This window comes from Lunatimonas lonarensis (assembly GCF_000390185.1).
In the GTDB taxonomy this organism is placed as follows: domain Bacteria; phylum Bacteroidota; class Bacteroidia; order Cytophagales; family Cyclobacteriaceae; genus Lunatimonas; species Lunatimonas lonarensis.
The window spans coordinates 18,933-36,756 of record NZ_AQHR01000080.1 but is presented as its reverse complement, the minus strand read 5'-3'; the positions used below and the strand labels follow the sequence as shown (position 1 = coordinate 36,756).

The following is a 17,824-nucleotide window of genomic DNA, read 5'->3' as shown; positions in this document are numbered from 1 at the left end:
TTCAACCCCTATTCAACACATCAAAAAAAATGGATTTAACGAGTCGATATTCCTTTAGTTTTCCTACCACGATCCGGTTCGGCACCGGTGTAATTGATGAATTGCCCGGGTATTTAAAATCACAGGGATTGCTAAATCCGCTGGTGGTAACCGATCCCTTGGTAAAGGAGCTGGATTTTTTCAAAAAAATCATATCATCCCTGCGGAATGCCGGTATCTCCGTGGAAGTGTGCGCTGAAATGCACAAAAATCCCGTTAAATCGGATGTAATTAAAGGAAAGGAACTATTTGTCAACACGGGCCGGGACGCAATAGTCGGTATTGGAGGCGGGGTTCCATTGGATGTGGCGCGTGCGATAGCCCTAAGTATCAACCACCACCGTGATCTATTTGATTACGATGATTTGATTGGTGGAGACAAATACGTAACCGAACCAATTCCCCATCTCGTGACAGTGCCGACGACATCGGGTACGGGAAGCGAGGTAGGCCGTAGCGCAATCATTGCCGAAGATGACACCAAAAAGAAGCGCATTCTGTTTTCTCCTAGTCTATTGGCGAAAATGGTATTTGCTGATCCGGTATTGACCATGGATTTGCCGCCATTTGTTACCGCAGCAACCGGAATGGATGCCCTAACGCATAATGTGGAAGCATTTCTTGCGAAGAATTTCCATCCACTTTGTAGCGGAATTGCCCTGGAAGGAATGAAGCTGATCAGTAATTCGATCGTACAGGCAACCCATAAGCCCGACTTGGAATCCCGTGCACAAATGTTAATGGCATCCATGATGGGAGCTGTAGCTTTTCAAAAGGGACTAGGGATCGTCCACAGCTTGGCCCATCCGCTATCCAGCCTTTTGGATACCCACCACGGGTTGGCCAACGCCGTGAACCTACCCTTTGGGATGAGGTTTAATTACGAGGGATTCGAGCAGCAGTTTGACCAAATGGCGTTTATGATGGGGCTTGGGGCCGAGGCCGGTGATAAGTTTGTGGATTACCTGTTTTCATTGAATCAACAACTGAATTTGCCTACCCGCCTTTCCGGAATAGGGGTAGAAGAGGCCCATTTGGAAACCTTGGCTGACCTGGCTTTTGCTGATTTTTGCCATCCCAATAACCCAAAACCAGTGTCAAGAGCAGATTTTAAAAGGTTGTACACAGAGGCACTATGATAAAGATAGGAATCAGTTCCTGCTTGATGTATCCTGATCCCGGTCGGCTGGTATTTGGCCCCAAGACCCTAAATTACCTCGAAAAGGATATGGCAAACTTTGTTTGCCAGGTAGGGGTATTGCCCGTGCTGATCCCTACGGTAGAGGATTCTTTTCTTTACCCTATCATGGATCAATTGGATGGGTTTGTATTCCAGGGAGGGACGGATTTGTCCCCGGCATCCTACAATGAAAAGCCGATAATCCCTGGCAAATGGTTAGGTGACCCGACGAGGGATGCCTATGAGCTTAAGCTGATGGAGTACGCGTTTCGACACGAAAAACCCATCCTGGCCATCTGCCGTGGGTTTCAGCTTTTGAATGTGTTTCTGGGAGGAACCTTGTACCAGGACATAGCTACTCAACGCCCGGATGCCATTCTGCACAGGGATGCCGATGCCTATGACCATTTGCGGCACGGTGTTTCCTTTCCCACAAATTCGCTACTTGGGGATATCTATGGCCATGACTCGGGGTGTATCGTTAATTCGGTGCATCATCAAGGCGTTAAGGATCTGGGCAGTGGCTTAGAGGTATTGGCAACCTGCCGCGAAGATGGGCTCGTCGAGGCTGTATCGTATACAAAGAGTACTCCGGGAAAGGTACTGGGCGTACAGTGGCATCCCGAGTTTTCTTACCAAAAACACGATGGTACCCTGGAATCCGGTAAAATCATCGAAATGTTTTTATCTCACGTAAAGGAAAATTTACATGCAAGTCATTAATCCGGCCAATGGGGCCATCGTTACCGAAATCCTCTCTGATAATGCAGAACAAGTAAGGGAAAAAATAGAAAAGCTGCGAAAAGGACAACCTGCTTGGTTTGAGTTGTCGGTAGAAGAACGTCTTGCTATTCTGTTAAAATTTGGAAAACTCGTCGAGGCGAACTTGGATGAGTTGGCGGTGATCCTGACACAGGAAACCGGTAAACCTCTACAGCAATCCATAAACGAAATACGCGGGGCCAACAACCGACTGGTTCATTTGGAGGCAAACGCGCTAAAATGGCTGGCGTCTGAGGATATGGTCACGGAAGGTGCTACCAAAGAGCGTATTGCCTACGAGCCATTGGGCGTAGTGGCGAATATTTCTGCTTGGAATTTCCCCTATAACGTGGGCTACAATGTTTTTCTATATGCATTGGTTGCCGGTAATTCGGTGATTTATAAGCCATCGGAGTTTGCATCCCTTACGGGAATGAAATTTAGGGAATTGCTTTGGCGTGCCGGTGTGCCGGAAAATGTTTTTGAATGCATCTTCGGAACGGGAGAGGTCGGTCAGCTCTTGTTGGAGGCTGATTTGGATGGGTATTTTTTTACGGGATCGTATAACACGGGCAAGTACATCGCGACCCAAGTAGCTCCCAAATTGGTTCCAGTTCAGTTGGAGTTGGGAGGCAAGGATCCACTCTACATTATGGATGATGTTTTCGATGTCAAACAAGCAGCCATAAATGCCGCAGAAGGAGCATTTTACAACAATGGACAGAGTTGCTGCGCTGTAGAGCGGATATACGTACATGAATCTGTTTACGATGAGTTTGTCAATTACTTCGTGGAGGAAGTGAAATCCTATAAAGTGGGAGATCCCATGAACAAAACCACCTTCATTGGCCCACTCACCCGGCAGCCTCAGGTAGGAATTTTGGAGGAACAGGTGCAGGATGCGCTATTAAAGGGTGCCGAGCTCAAGTGCGGAGGGTATTCGCTAGATCGAGAAGGGTATTACTTTGCGCCTACTGTCCTCTCAGCGGTGAACCATCAGATGGAAGTAATGAAAGAAGAGTCTTTTGGCCCGATCATTGGCATACAAAAGGTGGCGAATGATGAGGAAGCACTTTCGTTGATGAAGGATACCACCTATGGACTAACAGCGGCTGTTTTCTCTGCCAACAAGGGACGGGCGCTTGATCTTCTGGATCAACTTTCTGTCGGAACGGTCTATTGGAACTGTTGCGACCGGGTAAGTCCGAATGTTCCTTGGTCGGGTAGGAAGAATTCCGGGTTGGGGTCTACGCTTTCCTACCAAGGCATTCGTGCCTTCGTGCAGCCAAAGGCCTATCACCTCAGAGATTAATGTCCAAAATCGGGTGAGGGTTTCAAATGCCCCACCCGTTCTTTTTACCAAATGGTTACGTCAGGTTTTTAAAAGTTCATTTTTTGTTAATCGCCTTTTCCACCTTGATGTGAGTTTTTATGGTCAAATTTGGCCGTTCATCAAAAACAAAAAAATATTATTCTATAAAACAGAAAATCTACCATTGCAATCGTTTGGGAAAGGTGAAAATTTGTTAAATTTAATCCGTATATAATTGGCCCTAATTTCGGGATTTCTCCAACCCTGCCACATACAGGTTATCCGTATTTTTAGAGAATTTTCTGTTTGCTAAGACCAATTTTTATGTCCGCTTTTCTCTTGCAAGGAAGAATAAGCACTGCCTATTTAAATCTATTTTAACCCTATTTCATTACCTCATTTTCAACCCATTTACTATGAGAAATGTAGTACAAAAAAAAGGTAAAAGGCCGATCTACCAACTGTCGAAAATTTTTCTGATAGGTCTGCTTTTTACAGTTGCGACCAATTTTGGTCTTCACGCCCAAAGCCGGATGGTGAGTGGCAAAATCTCTGAAAGCGGTACCGGAGACCCGGTGCTAGGTGCTTCGATATTGATCAAGGGAACGACCCGGGGTACGGTATCCAATATCGAAGGAAATTATCAACTGGAAGTGCCTGGGCCTGAGTCGGTACTGGTTATTTCCTACATTGGGTTTACCACGCAGGAAGTTACCGTCGGCAACCAAAACGTAGTTAATGTGTCCCTCGTCTATTCTTCTGAGGATCTGAGCGAGGTGGTTGTGACGGCACTGGGTGTGGAGAGGGAAACAAAAGCCCTTGGCTACTCTGTGCAGGCCGTGGATGGTGACCGCTTTACCGAAGCACGGGAAACGAACATGATCAACTCACTCAGTGGACGTGTTGCCGGCGTGCAGGTAACCAATTCATCGAGTGGTATTGGCGGTTCGGCCCGGGTGACGATCCGGGGTGAATCATCCCTGAATATTAACGCAAACCAGCCACTCTTTGTGGTCGATGGGGTACCCATCAGCAATAGCTTGGTAGGAGCGTCGGGTTCCGGAAACTTGGAGGTTGACTACGGCAATGCAGCCGGAGAGATAAACCCCGACGATATCGCCTCGGTTTCTATTTTGAAAGGGCCTGCTGCGGCGGCACTCTACGGATCAAGAGCTGCAAATGGGGCCATTTTGATCACAACCAAAACCGGTAAAAATAAAAAAGGGCTGGGTGTTACCATCAACTCGAACACCACCTTCGAGTCTCCTTTAACCATGCCACAGTGGCAGGACAAGTACGGACAGGGTAATAACGGCCTGTTTTCTTTTGTCAATGGCCGAGGCGGAGGGTTAGCTGATGGGGTGGATGAAAGCTGGGGGCCTGCTATGGATGCCGGACTTTCCATCGCGCAGTTTGATTCGCCAAGAAATGTACCCGGATATAGGGGAGGGGATTTGAATGCTCCTGCGGGCAGTACTATTACGCCCACTCCATGGATTGCCCAGCCAAATAACATCAATGATTTCTTCCAAACCGGTGTAACCCTTTCCAACAACGTTGCCATAGCGGCCGGAAGCGATAAGTCCAATTTCCGGTTTTCCTGGACCAACCTTGATCAGACAGGAATAGTACCCAATACCGATCTGAAAAGAAACACCATTGCGATGAACGGTATGACACAGATCACCGACAAACTTAGCCTAAACACGACGATCAACTACCAGAACTCGGTCAGCGGAAACCGACCCAGCATCAGTTATGGTACGGAGAGCTTGATGTATCTGTGGATTTGGTATGGAAGGCAGGTAAATACCCGTAGCTTGCGTGACTATTGGATGCCAGGTCTGGAGGGTGTGCAGCAGTTCAACTACAACTATAACTACCACGATAACCCTTATTTTACCGTATACGAAAACACCAACGGTCAGAGTAAAGACCGGGTTTTCGGGAACGTAATGGCAAACTACCAGTTCACCGACAAACTTAGCTTGATGGTACGGACTGGCTTGGATTTGTTCAACGATCTACGGGACCGTAGGAGGGCGTTTAGCACGCAGCGATTTCCCCGCGGAAGCTACCGTGAGGACATGGTTTTCTTTAGCGAGCGAAACTCCGATTTTTTGCTGACTTATTCAGAAACCGGAAAATCAAATTGGACCTATACCGTTTCTCTAGGAGGAAACCAAATGGTACAGGAAAACCGTCTGCAGCAGACCAGGGCTCCCCAGTTGTTGATACCAAATATCTACAACTTTACCAATACCGCAGTAAACCTGCAAGTCAACCATTTCACCTCGGAGAAGCGAATTAATTCCATGTATGGATTTGGGCAAATAGGGTACAAGAACGTGTTGTTCCTGGATATCACCGGGAGGAACGACTGGTCCAGCACCCTGCCTGTGAACAGTAACAGCTATTTCTATCCTTCGGTAACCATGAGTGCTGTGATTTCCGATATGATAGAGATGCCATCTGCCATTTCCTTTTTCAAGTTGCGGGGAGCATTTGCAGAAGTGGGAAATGATACAGACCCCTACAGCCTGACGAATGTATTCAATCCCGAAATCGCCTGGGGATCTATACAGGTCAAATCGGAATCAAACCGTCTTACCAATGCAAGCCTGAAACCTGAGCGTACCGCTTCCTATGAGTTTGGAACAGATGTTCGGTTCTTAAAAGGCAGGTTGGGATTGGACGTAACCTATTACGATAACAGAACCCGTAACCAGATCATTCCGATCGAGTTGGACATCTCCACCGGGTATGCCAGTAGAATAATCAATGCAGGTGAGATCCAAAACCATGGGCTAGAGGTAATGGTAAACGGTACCCCTATTCAAAAAGCCAACGGCATAACCTGGAATGTTTCGGCTAACTTTACCCGTAACAGAAGCAGGGTGCTTGAGCTGACCGACGGTTTGGACATTTACTCCATGGTGGGCCGAAATGGTGCCAACATTCAGGCGCGTGTGGGCGAGCGTATGGGCAATATTTACGGAAGGGGATTTGAGCGGGTAGAGGATCCCAACAGCCCCTATTTTGGTCAAATCATACATAATACGAGCGGTACGCCCCTGACAGGTGCTGCTGTAAAACTATGGGGGAATTATAATCCAGACTGGATGTTGGGAATCCAAAATACACTGAACTACAAGCGTTTTTACCTTGGTTTCCTTTTTGATATCCGATATGGGGGCATTGTAGTATCCCGTACCAAGACGATTGGCTCAACCTCCGGTCAGTTGGCGGAGACTTTGCTTGGCAGGGAAAACGGCTATGACCTAAGCGTGGAAGGCAATGGCATCATAAGTCCCGGTGTGATCCGGACAGCCGATGGCTCCTTTATCCCAAATGACAGAAAAATCAGCTCCAGGGATTGGCACAATAGGTACTATGAGCGTAGCAATGTGGAGGCGGCCATGTACGATGCCTCTTTTGTGAAACTGCGAGAGGTGACCCTTGGGGTGAATATTCCGGCGGCGGCCATGAATAAGCTTCCGTTCCAGGAAGCCAAACTTTCCTTGGTAGGAAGAAACCTCTTTTTGTGGACCGAAAACCCACACTTTGACCCTGAGACCATGTCCATGTCTGGAGGAACACTTATTCCAGGAGTAGAGGATATGGCATTTCCTTCGACGAGGAGCATAGGGTTCAATCTTAACCTAAAGTTTTAATCGCTGAACGATGATGATCATGAACAAATTTCTAAAATATAGCAGTTTACTTGCTGCCGTAACCCTGTTTGTAATGACAGGATGTGACAAGGATTTTGAAGAAGTAAACCGTAACCCCAATAGTCCGGAAGTCGTGTCACCGGCTCTCCTGCTGCCTCATATCATACGGGTTGCCTCCAATGAGATAGTAGGGAAATCCTGGGGATTGGGTAATGTAGTGGTGCAGTATTCTGCTAAAATACAGTTTACCAATGAAGATAGGTACAATTGGGGTCCACAGGGCAACCCGTACAGCGTATTTTACAACGCCATGAGGGATGTAAACAACGTGGTAAATCTCGGGGAGGCTGCCGGCCAAAACAATTATGTGGGTGCCGCCTTGGTTATGAAATCCATGATGTACGCGTTTATGACCGACGCCTATGGTGATCTTCCTTTTACGGAGGCTACCAGAGCCAAGGAAGAGATCAACTATCCCAAGTTCGATCGACAGGAAGTAATCTACCAGGGGATTTTGGCTGATTTGGCTAGGGCCAATCAATTATTGGGATCCTCCAGCGAGACCATGGAAGGTGATATTCTCTTTGGTGGAAATGTCCTAAAATGGAAAAAGCTTGCCAATTCTCTTAGATTGAGGGCATTGATGAGGTTGTCCAAACGGATTGACCCATCTTCGGCCATGCAGTCAATTGTTGCAGATCCTTCCGGCAGCCCCATCATTACCGGAAACGAAGATAATGCAGCTCTGCAACATCTAGCAGATGTGCCGAATCAGCACTACCTTTTTACCACCCGTTCAGGATCCTTCGATGAATACCGACTAAGTACCACATTGGAGCGGGTGCTCAAGGACTACAACGACCCTAGACTCCATGTGTATGCACAGCCTACGACGGATTCAAGGGCAGGACTGGTTGGTAGACCACAGGATTACGCTGGCGTGCCAAATGGACTTGCCGATGAGGATGCATACGGTTATTCTCCCACCGGCGATCCCACAAAAGGAGGATCCAACTTCATTTCAAATATCGGTTTGTTGTTTTCCTGTCTACAGTGTTCTCCGTTCGCCTCACCAACCGGCTTTCAGACCATGTTGATGAGCTACTCGGAGGTGCAATTTATTCTTGCGGAGGCCAGGGAAAGAGGCTTCATTACAACCGGAAATGCCGAAACCTATTACTTAAATGGAATTCGTGCCTCCTTTGATTATTATGAGGCTAGACTGAGGGCTGCCAATCTGAACCCCATCGCAGACGTGACCCAGCCTGCTCCCGACTACTATCTTCAGGCACCAATAGCCTACACAGGCTCGCAACAGGAAAAGCTGGTGAAAATAGGTATGCAAAAGTGGTTGGCTTTGTTTTTTACCGGTATGGAGGGTTGGTATGATTGGCGTAGAACCGGCATCCCCACGGTAACTCCAGGCCCTGCGGCGTTTTTTGACTCTGTGCCCAGGAGGTTTATGTACCCTACCGGTGTACAGGCCCTCAATCGGGACAATTATCAGGAGGCGGTCGCGAGACAGGGTGCAGACGTAATCACTACGCGTGTTTGGTGGGATGCGCAGTAAGCTGCCGATCCTATAAATTGGTGTTTGATTTGGCCATGGGAAAATTCTCATGGCCATTCTTACATAGATGGTGTTGAGGCAATGGGTTACAAGTTGTACCTTACACTGCTTTTTCTACCCTAGAAAATAAAAAACATTAACCATTGTATCGAATGAAAGATTCAAGGAGAGACTTTCTTAAAAAAGCAGCAGTTTTCACTGGTGGAGCCGGTTTATGGTCTTCCTTTCCTGCTTCCATCCAAAAGGCGATGGCTATCAATCCGGAAACAGGCTCCACCTTTATGGATGCAGAGCACATTGTCGTGCTGATGCAGGAAAACCGGTCTTTTGACCATTGTTTTGGCAAACTGAAAGGTGTTCGAGGCTTTAACGACCCGCGCGCCATTCGATTGCCAAATAATAACCTGGTATGGATGCAGAGTGATAAGGATGGAAATACCTTTTCTCCGTTTCGCTTTAACATAAAGGATACAAAAGCCACCTGGATGAAGGACATTCCCCATTCCTGGGAGAATCAGGTAGACGCCAGAAACGACGGAAAGTACGATGGATGGATCGAGGCCAAACGCTCGGGCAGAAAGGAGTTTGCGCACGTTCCCATGACGATGGGATTTTATGAGCGGGAGGATATACCCTTTTACTATGCATTTGCTGATGCGTTCACGGTTTGTGATCAGCATTTTTGTTCTTCGCTTACCGGTACCACGACCAACCGGAACTACCACTGGACCGGTAAGACACACGGTAAACCGGGAGATAAACCAAAGGTGCGAAACTCAGACATTGGCTATTCCAAGGAGGTGAATTGGAACACCTTTCCAGAGCGGTTGGAGGATCATGGCATCTCTTGGAAGGTGTATCAGAATGAGGTAAGCCTTACCACAGAGCTTTCCGGTGAGGAAGAATCCTTGCTGGCAAATTTTACCGATAACAACCTGGAATGGTTCACCCAATTCAAGGTGCGTTTTACGCCAGGACATTATGCGTTTCTTAGAAAGATGGAGGTACAACTGCCCGCAGAAATACAGGTTGCGGAGCGGCAGCTTCAGGAAGCGCAGGGAAGTAGCCGGGTAGATCTTGAAAAGATGCTATCCGAAAAAAGGGAGCAGTTGGCTAGCGTGACCGAAGCATTAAAAGCCTGGAACCCCGAGTCCTTCGAAAAGCTTTCGGATCGTGAAAAATCCCTGCACCAACGGGCGTTTACCGTAAATAACATGGATCCAGACTACCATGCTACGGAAACACTTACTTACGAGTTTGAAGGTGAGAAGCGAGAGGTGAAGATTCCGAAGGGAGATATCTTTCACGAGTTTCGAAAAGACGTGGAATCCGGTAAACTTCCCACCGTGTCTTGGCTAGTGGCCCCCCAGAAATTTTCTGATCACCCGAGTGCACCTTGGTATGGTGCTTGGTACGTTTCTGAGGCATTGGATATTCTCACCCAAGACCCGGAGGTGTGGAAGAAAACCATCTTCATTCTCAATTACGATGAAAACGATGGGTATTTCGATCACGTGCCTCCCTTCGTACCTCCCAAGCCCGGAGACCTTTCCACGGGACGCATGTCTGATGGACTGGATGCCACCGGCGAGTATGTGACGCTTCAACAGGAGTTGGATACGCCCGGCATGAAGCCGGAAAATGCAAGGGAAAGCCCTGTTGGACTTGGATACAGGGTGCCTTTGGTCGTAGCCTCTCCTTGGTCCCGGGGTGGTTGGGTCAACTCCGAAGTATGTGATATTACTTCTGTAATCCAATTGATGGAGGTAATTCTTTCTAAAAAGACCGGAAAAGAGATCAAAGAAACCAATATCAGCGAATGGCGAAGAGCGATATGCGGTGACCTTACCTCCGTTTTTAGGCCCTATAACGGAGAAACCGTAGAGATTCCTGATCTAGTAAATAGAGAAGAACACGTTAAGTCGATTTACAACGCTAGTTTTAAGAATATTCCGGATAACTTCAAGGCCTTAAGCAAATCAGAGGTGGGTCAACTGAACGTAAATCCAAGCTTGTCGCCATGGATGCCCCGGCAGGAACCTGGAACCAAGCCATCGAATGCCCTGGCTTACGAACTGAATGTGGACGGACGCATGGATAGTATGAGAAAAGAGATGGTAGTTGATTTTGTTGCCTCCAGTCGCCTTTTTGGCAAAAAGGCACTCGGTGCGCCGTTTCATGCTTATGTGCGCAATTTCGAAGGAAGAAGTGGTTTTGAACCCCTCTCCGTATGGTCTTTTGCGGTTAAAGCCGGGGATGGAATATCCTACGCTTGGCCATTGGATCGGTTTCCCGGCAAAATGTATGAGATAGATGTGCTGGGGCCTAATGGGTTTTTCAGAAAGCTAAGCGGGGATGCAAACGATCCGAGTTTGGATGTGAGGGCTAGCTATGAGCGAACCAATCGTTTCAGCTCGCAGGGAAAAGTGAAGTTGGATCTGTTCAACAACGGTGACCGGCCATTGGAGTTGCTGGTGAAGGACAATGCCTATTCGCTAGGGTCCGGGAATTTGGTAGTCGCTGAAAGAAGTTCAGGCGTATTGTACATTGATTTGTCAAAAAGCCATGGGTGGTACGATTTTTCAATTACCGCTCAAGGATTTGACAAATTTACAAGACAATATGCGGGAAGGGCCGAGTTTGGGTTCCCTAGCCGTACTGATCCGTACATGGGGGGTATAGACAACCTACAGATGAGCTGATAATAAAGCGATTGGTCCATACGGTTCCATTATGAATCCACCATTTCGGTCATTGAAGTGGTGGATTTTTTTATTTTTTTGATAAGTTGAATTATTTTACCCGCCTAATATATCTATCTTTAATGGTGATTGGGGGCGGTGGATTGTCCAGCCTCCATTTTTTTCTGAACAGTCCCTTCGGAGCGAATGGGAGAATGAAGAAGTTGCGAATGGAGACGGTACGTTGTAGATGCATGTAAATCTATGTTGAAATTTATAAGTTGTGATTGGGGTACTACGTCCTTTCGCCTAAAGTTGGTCGATGCGTCTGATCTAAGCGTACTGGCTGAGATGTCGAAGGAGATGGGCGTTGCAAAGGTTAATCGGATGTTTCTGGATGGAGGATTGACTGATGGCGTTTCTAGGCTTGAGTATTTTAAAGCGGTGCTGGCCGACGGACTCAGGGAACTGCAGGGATTGGCCAAAGAGGAACTTGCCGGCTTGCTAATTATCTGTTCAGGGATGGCTTCATCCAGCATTGGATTAAAAGAACTCCCTTTTGCGCTCCTCCCTTTCAATACCTCGGGTAAAAATCTCTTCATGGATTTCATGGGAGTGACCGATGATTTTCCCAATTCACTGATTTTATTGTCGGGTCTGAAGAATGAACGGGATGTGATGCGAGGGGAGGAGACCCAACTTATCGGGATTATCCAGGATTACAAAGCGTTTTCCGGAGATGGGCTGTTTGTTCTACCCGGCACTCACTCCAAACATATATGGGTTAAAAACAGCCAGATTGTTGATTTTACCACTTTTCTTACCGGCGAATTGTTTGAGGTGTTGGGTCGTCACAGTATTTTGGGCGCAAGTATTTCTCCTAATGAGGATACGGAAAATCCCGACCACGTCAGGGCATTCACTTCAGGCGTACAAGACGGTTTCAATAGACCATTATTGTCCCGTCTTTTTAAAGTTCGCACGCAAGATTTGTTCGGTGTGTATACGCCTTCGCAAAATTTCCATTACCTAAGTGGGGTGCTAATTGGGAGTGAATTAAAAAGCCTCGAGACAGAAGCCGATATACCCATTTACCTCTGTAGCACCTCCAATGTCTTCAATCCATATAGGATGGCATTTGAGATCCTTGGTATTCCGTCCATTATCATTTCAAAGGAAATGGTGGAAAAATCAGTTGTCTCCGGTCAATTCAAAGTATTCAATCAAAATATGAACCATGAGAGAAGCATTTTCCTGGGAAGCTTTTAACAAAATGCCCCTTGTGGGTATTCTTCGAAATATGCCCACCGAGAGTTTGGAAGAGATCGCCAAATGTATGATCAAGGCGGGTATTTCCACCATGGAAATTACCTTCAATTCTCCAGGGGCTTTGGCGTCTATACGAAAAATGGTCGATACCTATGGAGATAGATTGAATATAGGAGCCGGCACCGTTTGCAACCTAAACGAGATGCACCAGGCATTGGACGCAGGTGCACAATTTATTGTTATGCCCATCTCTGACGATGATGTCGTAAATTACTGTGTAATCCATAAAATTCCCGTTTTCCCGGGAGCCTACACGCCCACCGAGATCTACCGTGCCTGGCAAATGGGAGCTACGATGGTTAAGGTTTTTCCTGCCGGTACCTTGGGTCCTACCTATATCAAGGATGTTCTGGCCCCACTTAATGAAATCAAGCTGATGCCCACGGGAGGGGTGACGTTGGAAAATTTGGGGGATTACTTCAAAGCAGGTGCGTCAGGTGTGGGACTTGGCACTGGACTGACCCCGAAAAATCTTGTCTTGGAGAAGGATTGGAAGGGGTTGGAAAAGCTAATGTCGAATTTTGTCAGGATGTACAACAAAGTAACCCTCTAAACACGCTCACCTTAATTCAGTTTCGGTAAACCCTAACCCACTCATGGATCAAACGCTTTATCTTTTCATCATCACATCCCTTTCGATTCTTTTGCTGTTGGTGCTGGTGATGAAGGTGAAAGTACATGCCTTTATTTCCCTATTACTTGCCAGTACTTTCGTAGGTCTGGCGTCAGGTATGCCCTTTATGGCCCTAATCGCCAACCTTCAAAAAGGGATGGGGGACATTTTGGGTTTTATCACCATTGTAGTAGGCCTTGGAGCTATTTTAGGGAAGCTATTGGAGGTCTCCGGTGGTGCCCAAACGCTTGCCTTTTATATTATGAAGGGTTTTGGGGAAAAGAGAACGACTTGGGCACTGATGCTAACAGGTTTCATCGTGTCAATTCCGGTGTTTCTAGATGTGGGTTTTATCATTTTGATTCCCCTGATTTATGCCCTTACGAAGCGGTCGGGACTGTCCTTGCTTCACTACGCCATCCCTTTGCTTGCTGGCATGGCGGTTACCCATGCATTCATTCCACCTACTCCCGGGCCAGTGGCTGTCGCTGAGATCATTGATGCCAACTTGGGCTGGATGATCATTTTTGGCATCGTGGTTGGCTTGCCCTGTTCGATTATAGCAGGCCCCCTGTTTGGAAAGTATATTTCCCAAAAAATCCATGTACCCGTACCATCCCATATAGAATTTAAGGAAGATACCCAAGAACCACGTAAAAGTGATTTTTTGATGATTGCCTTTGTCATTACGCTTCCTTTGGTACTCATTCTAGTGGCTACGACCAGCAGCATGTTGGTTGGTTTGGATTATTTGGATAGCCGGCATTTCCTAGTGGCACTGGCTCAGTTTGTAGGGCATCCCTTCATGGCGCTTACCATCGCTACGCTGATAGCTTCTTATTTTTTGGGATTCAAAAAGGGCTACAAAGCAAAGCAATTGCTTGAGTTTTCTGACAAAGCCCTTGCCCCCGCAGGCCTGATTATTGTGATCACCGGCGCAGGGGGGATGTTCAAACAAATACTGGTGGAAAGTGGAGCAGGAGAGGCCTTGGCCCAAGTTTTCATTAATTACAACGTTGCGCCAGTGGTGATGGCCTACATCATAGCAGTTATTATCCGGGTAATACAGGGATCCGCAACCGTAGCCATGGTGACAGCAGGTGGTATGATGGCACCCGTATTGATGGGAATGGATTATTCGGAGCCCATGAAGGCCCTCATCGGCATAGCCATTGCCTCTGGTTCCTGTATTCTGTCCCACGTGAATGACAGCGGGTTTTGGTTGGTAAAGAAATACCTCGATATTTCCGAAAAGCAAACACTACAGACTTGGACTGTCATGGAAACTATAATTTCCGTAAGTGGTTTTTTGATCGTTTTATTATTGACCTTGATCATAAACTAGGTATTCCAAATGGTGAAATCCGGTGAAATTGAGCCTACCAAGGGAGGACAGGCAAGACGAAAGCGGCAAATAATGAGACGATTGTGTGCTATGCGACCTGCCAGAGGGCAGGGATTCCCTGTCTGCCGATCTATAGGCAGGCATCCCGATATCCAGGGATAAGTTGTAACCATTGAAAATCAACCATAGAAACATGAAACTATATCGAACTACAAAAGGAATCATTGCCGAGCAGGCTGGATACTATTTCCCGATCAATACTTCAGCTGATTGGGATACCTATGTCAATGATGACAACCTGTACAAAAAGCTCAAACAAGATATTTTGGAGGCCAATCCGATGGAAGAGGGGACTGAAGTTTCGTCGATGCAGCTTTTGGCACCTGTAAAGAACCAGGAAATCTGGGCGAGCGGGGTCACCTATTACCGGAGCAAACTTGGACGCCAGGAAGAAAGTAAGGATAGCGGAGGTGCCACCTTTTATGAGCTGGTTTATCATGCGGATAGGCCGGAGTTATTTCTGAAGGCCCTTGGGCACCGGGCGGTAGGGCACGGTGAGAAAGTCCGCATCCGCAAAGACTCCACTTGGGACGTCCCTGAACCCGAACTAACGCTGCTTGTAACATCTTCGGGAAAGATCGTGGGTTATACCATTGGAAATGATATGAGTTCAAGAAGTATAGAAGGCGAAAACCCGCTTTACCTACCCCAAGCAAAGATTTACGATAAATCGGCTGCCGTTGGTCCCTGCATCTTGGTTACCGAAGAACCACTTTCCCAAAGTACCCAAATAACCCTAAAGATTGTTCGGGATTCGGGTGTTGTCTTTGAGGATTCTATTTCCATTTCCCAAATCAAGCGGAAATTTGACGACTTGGTAAGGTATTTGTTTTTGGAGTATTCTTTTCCACACGGAGCCCTACTTATGACGGGGACGGGTATTGTCCCGGACAGTAGCTTTACGCTGAGAAGCGGTGATGAAATCAATATTTCAGTAGAAGGGATAGGTACGCTGACCAACACCGTTGAGTAACAAATCACAGAAAAATGCAAAGGCTCATCCCTGCCTTCTTTGGCGTTCCTATTCTGCTGTGTATTGCACTGACCGTTCAGGCACAGGTGACAGAAGAAACCTACCGTAAGGCTTCCTATTTTTTGAGCGGAAATCTTCAAAAGCAGGTGTTCCATATGGAAGTCTCACCCAATTGGTTGCGGGATTCTGCCGCATTTTGGCATGTAACCCAAACCGAGGAAGGAAAGCGTTTTTTCGTGACAACCATATCCGAAAAAACAACCCGAGAAGCTTTTGACCACAATAAGTTGGCCCATCGCTTAGCGGAAGCTTCGGGCGAGGAAATTAGTTCGGATGATTTGCCGTTTAGCCGTATTCAGCCCGGCAACGATGGTTTGATTGAATTTAGCTGGAGGGGTCACCGGTGGAGCTACGATCCCGATACGGATGCCTTGGAAAAGACTGAAGAGCCCAAGGTTTCCTCCGGCACTATCCTTTCACCCGATGGTCGTTGGGAGGCGTTTTCGAAGGATTACAATCTTTACGTTCGGGATGTAGGGACAGGAGTGGAAAGGAGATTGAGCTCTGATGGAACGAAAGAACTTAGCTATGCCAACCGATACGGGTGGAGCGATCTGATGAAAGGCGAGCAGGGGATAAGGCCTGAAAATTTTCACGCGGTTTGGTCGCCGGATTCAAAGAAAATTCTCACTGGACTCCACGATACTCGGCTGGCAGAAAAGATGTTCCTGCTGGACTATAGCCAAGACGACCGATATCGTCCCGAGCTGTATGGGTATTTTAGAGGTTCGCCGGGGGATACCACGGTTGTCTATGAAATTCCAGTAGTTTTTGACCTCGAGTCAGGCCAAAAAACCGTTTTGCCCCATTTAAAAAGTCCCCATTTCATGCCTGCGCAGTTGCGCTGGGATTCCAAGGGAGGCACTATCTACGGAATATTTTATCATCGTGGATTTAAACGGTATGATGTTATAGAGGTGGATGTAATGAGCGGGAAAACGAGGATCGTACATACCGAGAAGCAGGATACCCATATAGATTACCAGCATTTCTTCAGAAAAATTGGTCAGGATCGGTTTTTGCTCGGTTCGGAAAAATCGGGTTGGCGACATCTATACCTTTATGACTGGCAAAGTGGCAGACAACTCCAACAGATAACCTCCGGAGAGTACCCGGTCACAGATGTGGTTCACGTAGACAGTGAAGGGGACCTTGTCTACTTTATGGCTTCAGGTAAGGAATGGGGACGAAATCCTTACTATCCGCATCTTTACAAAGTGAATATGAACGGGTCAGGATTGAAGCTTCTAACTGAAGAAAATGCGTATCATGAGGTTTCGCTTTCTCCTGATTCAAGGTATTTTGTCACCAATTTTTCCACTGTAGATCAGCCAACGCAATCCGAGGTTAGACGGCTGGAAGATGGGTCTAAGTGGATGAAGGTGTCCGAAGCAGATGCTTCCCATGTATATTCGCGTGGCTATAAATCGCCAAGAGAATTTACGGCGATGGCAAAAGACGGTGAAACCCATTTATTTGGTATCTACCATATACCCTCTGATTTTGATCCTGCAAAAAAATATCCCGTTGTAAACTATAGCTATACCGGTCCCCATACGGCCATTACCCCCAAGACTTTTAAAGGGGCGCTTTTAGGGCTTCAACAATCCTTAGCAGAGCTTGGGTTTGTGGTTGTTACGGTAGATGGCCTAGGTACAGCCGGTAGATCCAAGAAATTTCAGGATGCTTCTTATCGAAACTTGGGCGACGGAACCACGGACCATGTACTGGCCATTCGTCAACTTGCGGCAAAACATACTTTCCTGGACTTGGATCGGGTAGGAATCTTCGGACATTCTGCAGGCGGGTACGATGCAGCCCGAGCGATGTTACTCCATCCCGACTTTTTTAAGGTTGGGGTTTCTTCTGCAGGAAATCACGATCAACGGATGGAAAAGGCCTGGTGGCCAGAAATGTATATGGGATATCCTGTGGGTGATTTTTATGAGGAGCAGTCCAATGTCCGAAACGCCGGCAACCTAAAGGGAAGATTGCTCTTGGCTCACGGATCCATGGACGAAAACGTAAACCCCTCGGGTACGTTTAAGTTTATAGAGGCATTGGTAAAGGAAGGGAAGGATTTTGACCTGTTTATTTGGCCAAGTAGGAACCATAGTTTTGGCCGGACGGATGGCGACTACTTTACCAAAAAGCGATGGGATTACTTCATTGAACATCTACTGGGGGAGAAGCCACTGCTTCACTATAAACTGGTAACGAAATGAA

The 17,824-nt window shown here is 47.1% G+C and carries 11 protein-coding genes; all 11 read left to right on the top strand.

Annotated features, from left to right (window positions below; genetic code table 11):
- Positions 1-29 precede the first annotated feature (29 nt).
- The 11 genes from ADIS_RS12680 (at position 30) to ADIS_RS12625 (ending at position 17,823) form a co-directional block, all read left to right on the top strand.
- Positions 30-1,178 (top strand): iron-containing alcohol dehydrogenase, encoded by a 1,149-nt coding sequence (locus tag ADIS_RS12680; RefSeq protein ID WP_010854935.1) that lies wholly within the window; start codon positions 30-32, stop codon positions 1,176-1,178.
- Positions 1,175-1,942: a gamma-glutamyl-gamma-aminobutyrate hydrolase family protein gene (locus tag ADIS_RS12675; protein WP_035805882.1), complete on the top strand. Its 768-nt coding sequence runs from the start codon at positions 1,175-1,177 to the stop codon at positions 1,940-1,942. The genes ADIS_RS12680 and ADIS_RS12675 overlap by 4 nt, the downstream gene beginning before the upstream one ends.
- Complete coding sequence (locus tag ADIS_RS12670; RefSeq protein WP_010854933.1) at positions 1,929-3,293, top strand: aldehyde dehydrogenase family protein; 1,365 nt, start codon at positions 1,929-1,931, stop codon at positions 3,291-3,293. Before ADIS_RS12675 ends, ADIS_RS12670 begins: the two co-directional genes overlap by 14 nt.
- A 416-nt stretch (positions 3,294-3,709) precedes the next feature.
- The gene (locus tag ADIS_RS12660; RefSeq protein ID WP_010854931.1) at positions 3,710-6,967 is read left to right on the top strand and encodes a SusC/RagA family TonB-linked outer membrane protein; all 3,258 of its coding nucleotides are present in this window, start codon (positions 3,710-3,712) and stop codon (positions 6,965-6,967) included.
- 19 nt (positions 6,968-6,986) lie between these two features.
- Complete coding sequence (locus ADIS_RS12655) at positions 6,987-8,537, top strand: SusD/RagB family nutrient-binding outer membrane lipoprotein (RefSeq protein ID WP_155907437.1); 1,551 nt, start codon at positions 6,987-6,989, stop codon at positions 8,535-8,537.
- A gap of 152 nt (positions 8,538-8,689) precedes the next feature.
- Positions 8,690-11,239, top strand: coding sequence for a phosphocholine-specific phospholipase C (locus tag ADIS_RS12650; protein WP_035805879.1), 2,550 nt, complete (start codon positions 8,690-8,692; stop codon positions 11,237-11,239).
- Between the two features lie 243 nt (positions 11,240-11,482).
- A complete protein-coding gene (locus ADIS_RS12645; RefSeq protein ID WP_035805877.1) occupies positions 11,483-12,487 on the top strand; it encodes a 2-dehydro-3-deoxygalactonokinase in 1,005 nt (334 codons plus the stop codon).
- Complete coding sequence (locus ADIS_RS12640) at positions 12,456-13,100, top strand: bifunctional 4-hydroxy-2-oxoglutarate aldolase/2-dehydro-3-deoxy-phosphogluconate aldolase (protein WP_010854927.1); 645 nt, start codon at positions 12,456-12,458, stop codon at positions 13,098-13,100. Before ADIS_RS12645 ends, ADIS_RS12640 begins: the two co-directional genes overlap by 32 nt.
- A 43-nt stretch (positions 13,101-13,143) precedes the next feature.
- Positions 13,144-14,505, top strand: a complete 1,362-nt coding sequence (locus tag ADIS_RS12635; protein ID WP_010854926.1) for a GntP family permease — start codon at positions 13,144-13,146, stop codon at positions 14,503-14,505.
- A 193-nt stretch (positions 14,506-14,698) separates the two neighbouring features.
- Positions 14,699-15,538: a fumarylacetoacetate hydrolase family protein gene (locus ADIS_RS12630; RefSeq protein WP_010854924.1), complete on the top strand. Its 840-nt coding sequence runs from the start codon at positions 14,699-14,701 to the stop codon at positions 15,536-15,538.
- A gap of 14 nt (positions 15,539-15,552) precedes the next feature.
- A complete protein-coding gene (locus ADIS_RS12625; protein WP_010854923.1) occupies positions 15,553-17,823 on the top strand; it encodes a S9 family peptidase in 2,271 nt (756 codons plus the stop codon).
- The last annotated feature ends 1 nt before the right edge of the window (position 17,824 follow it).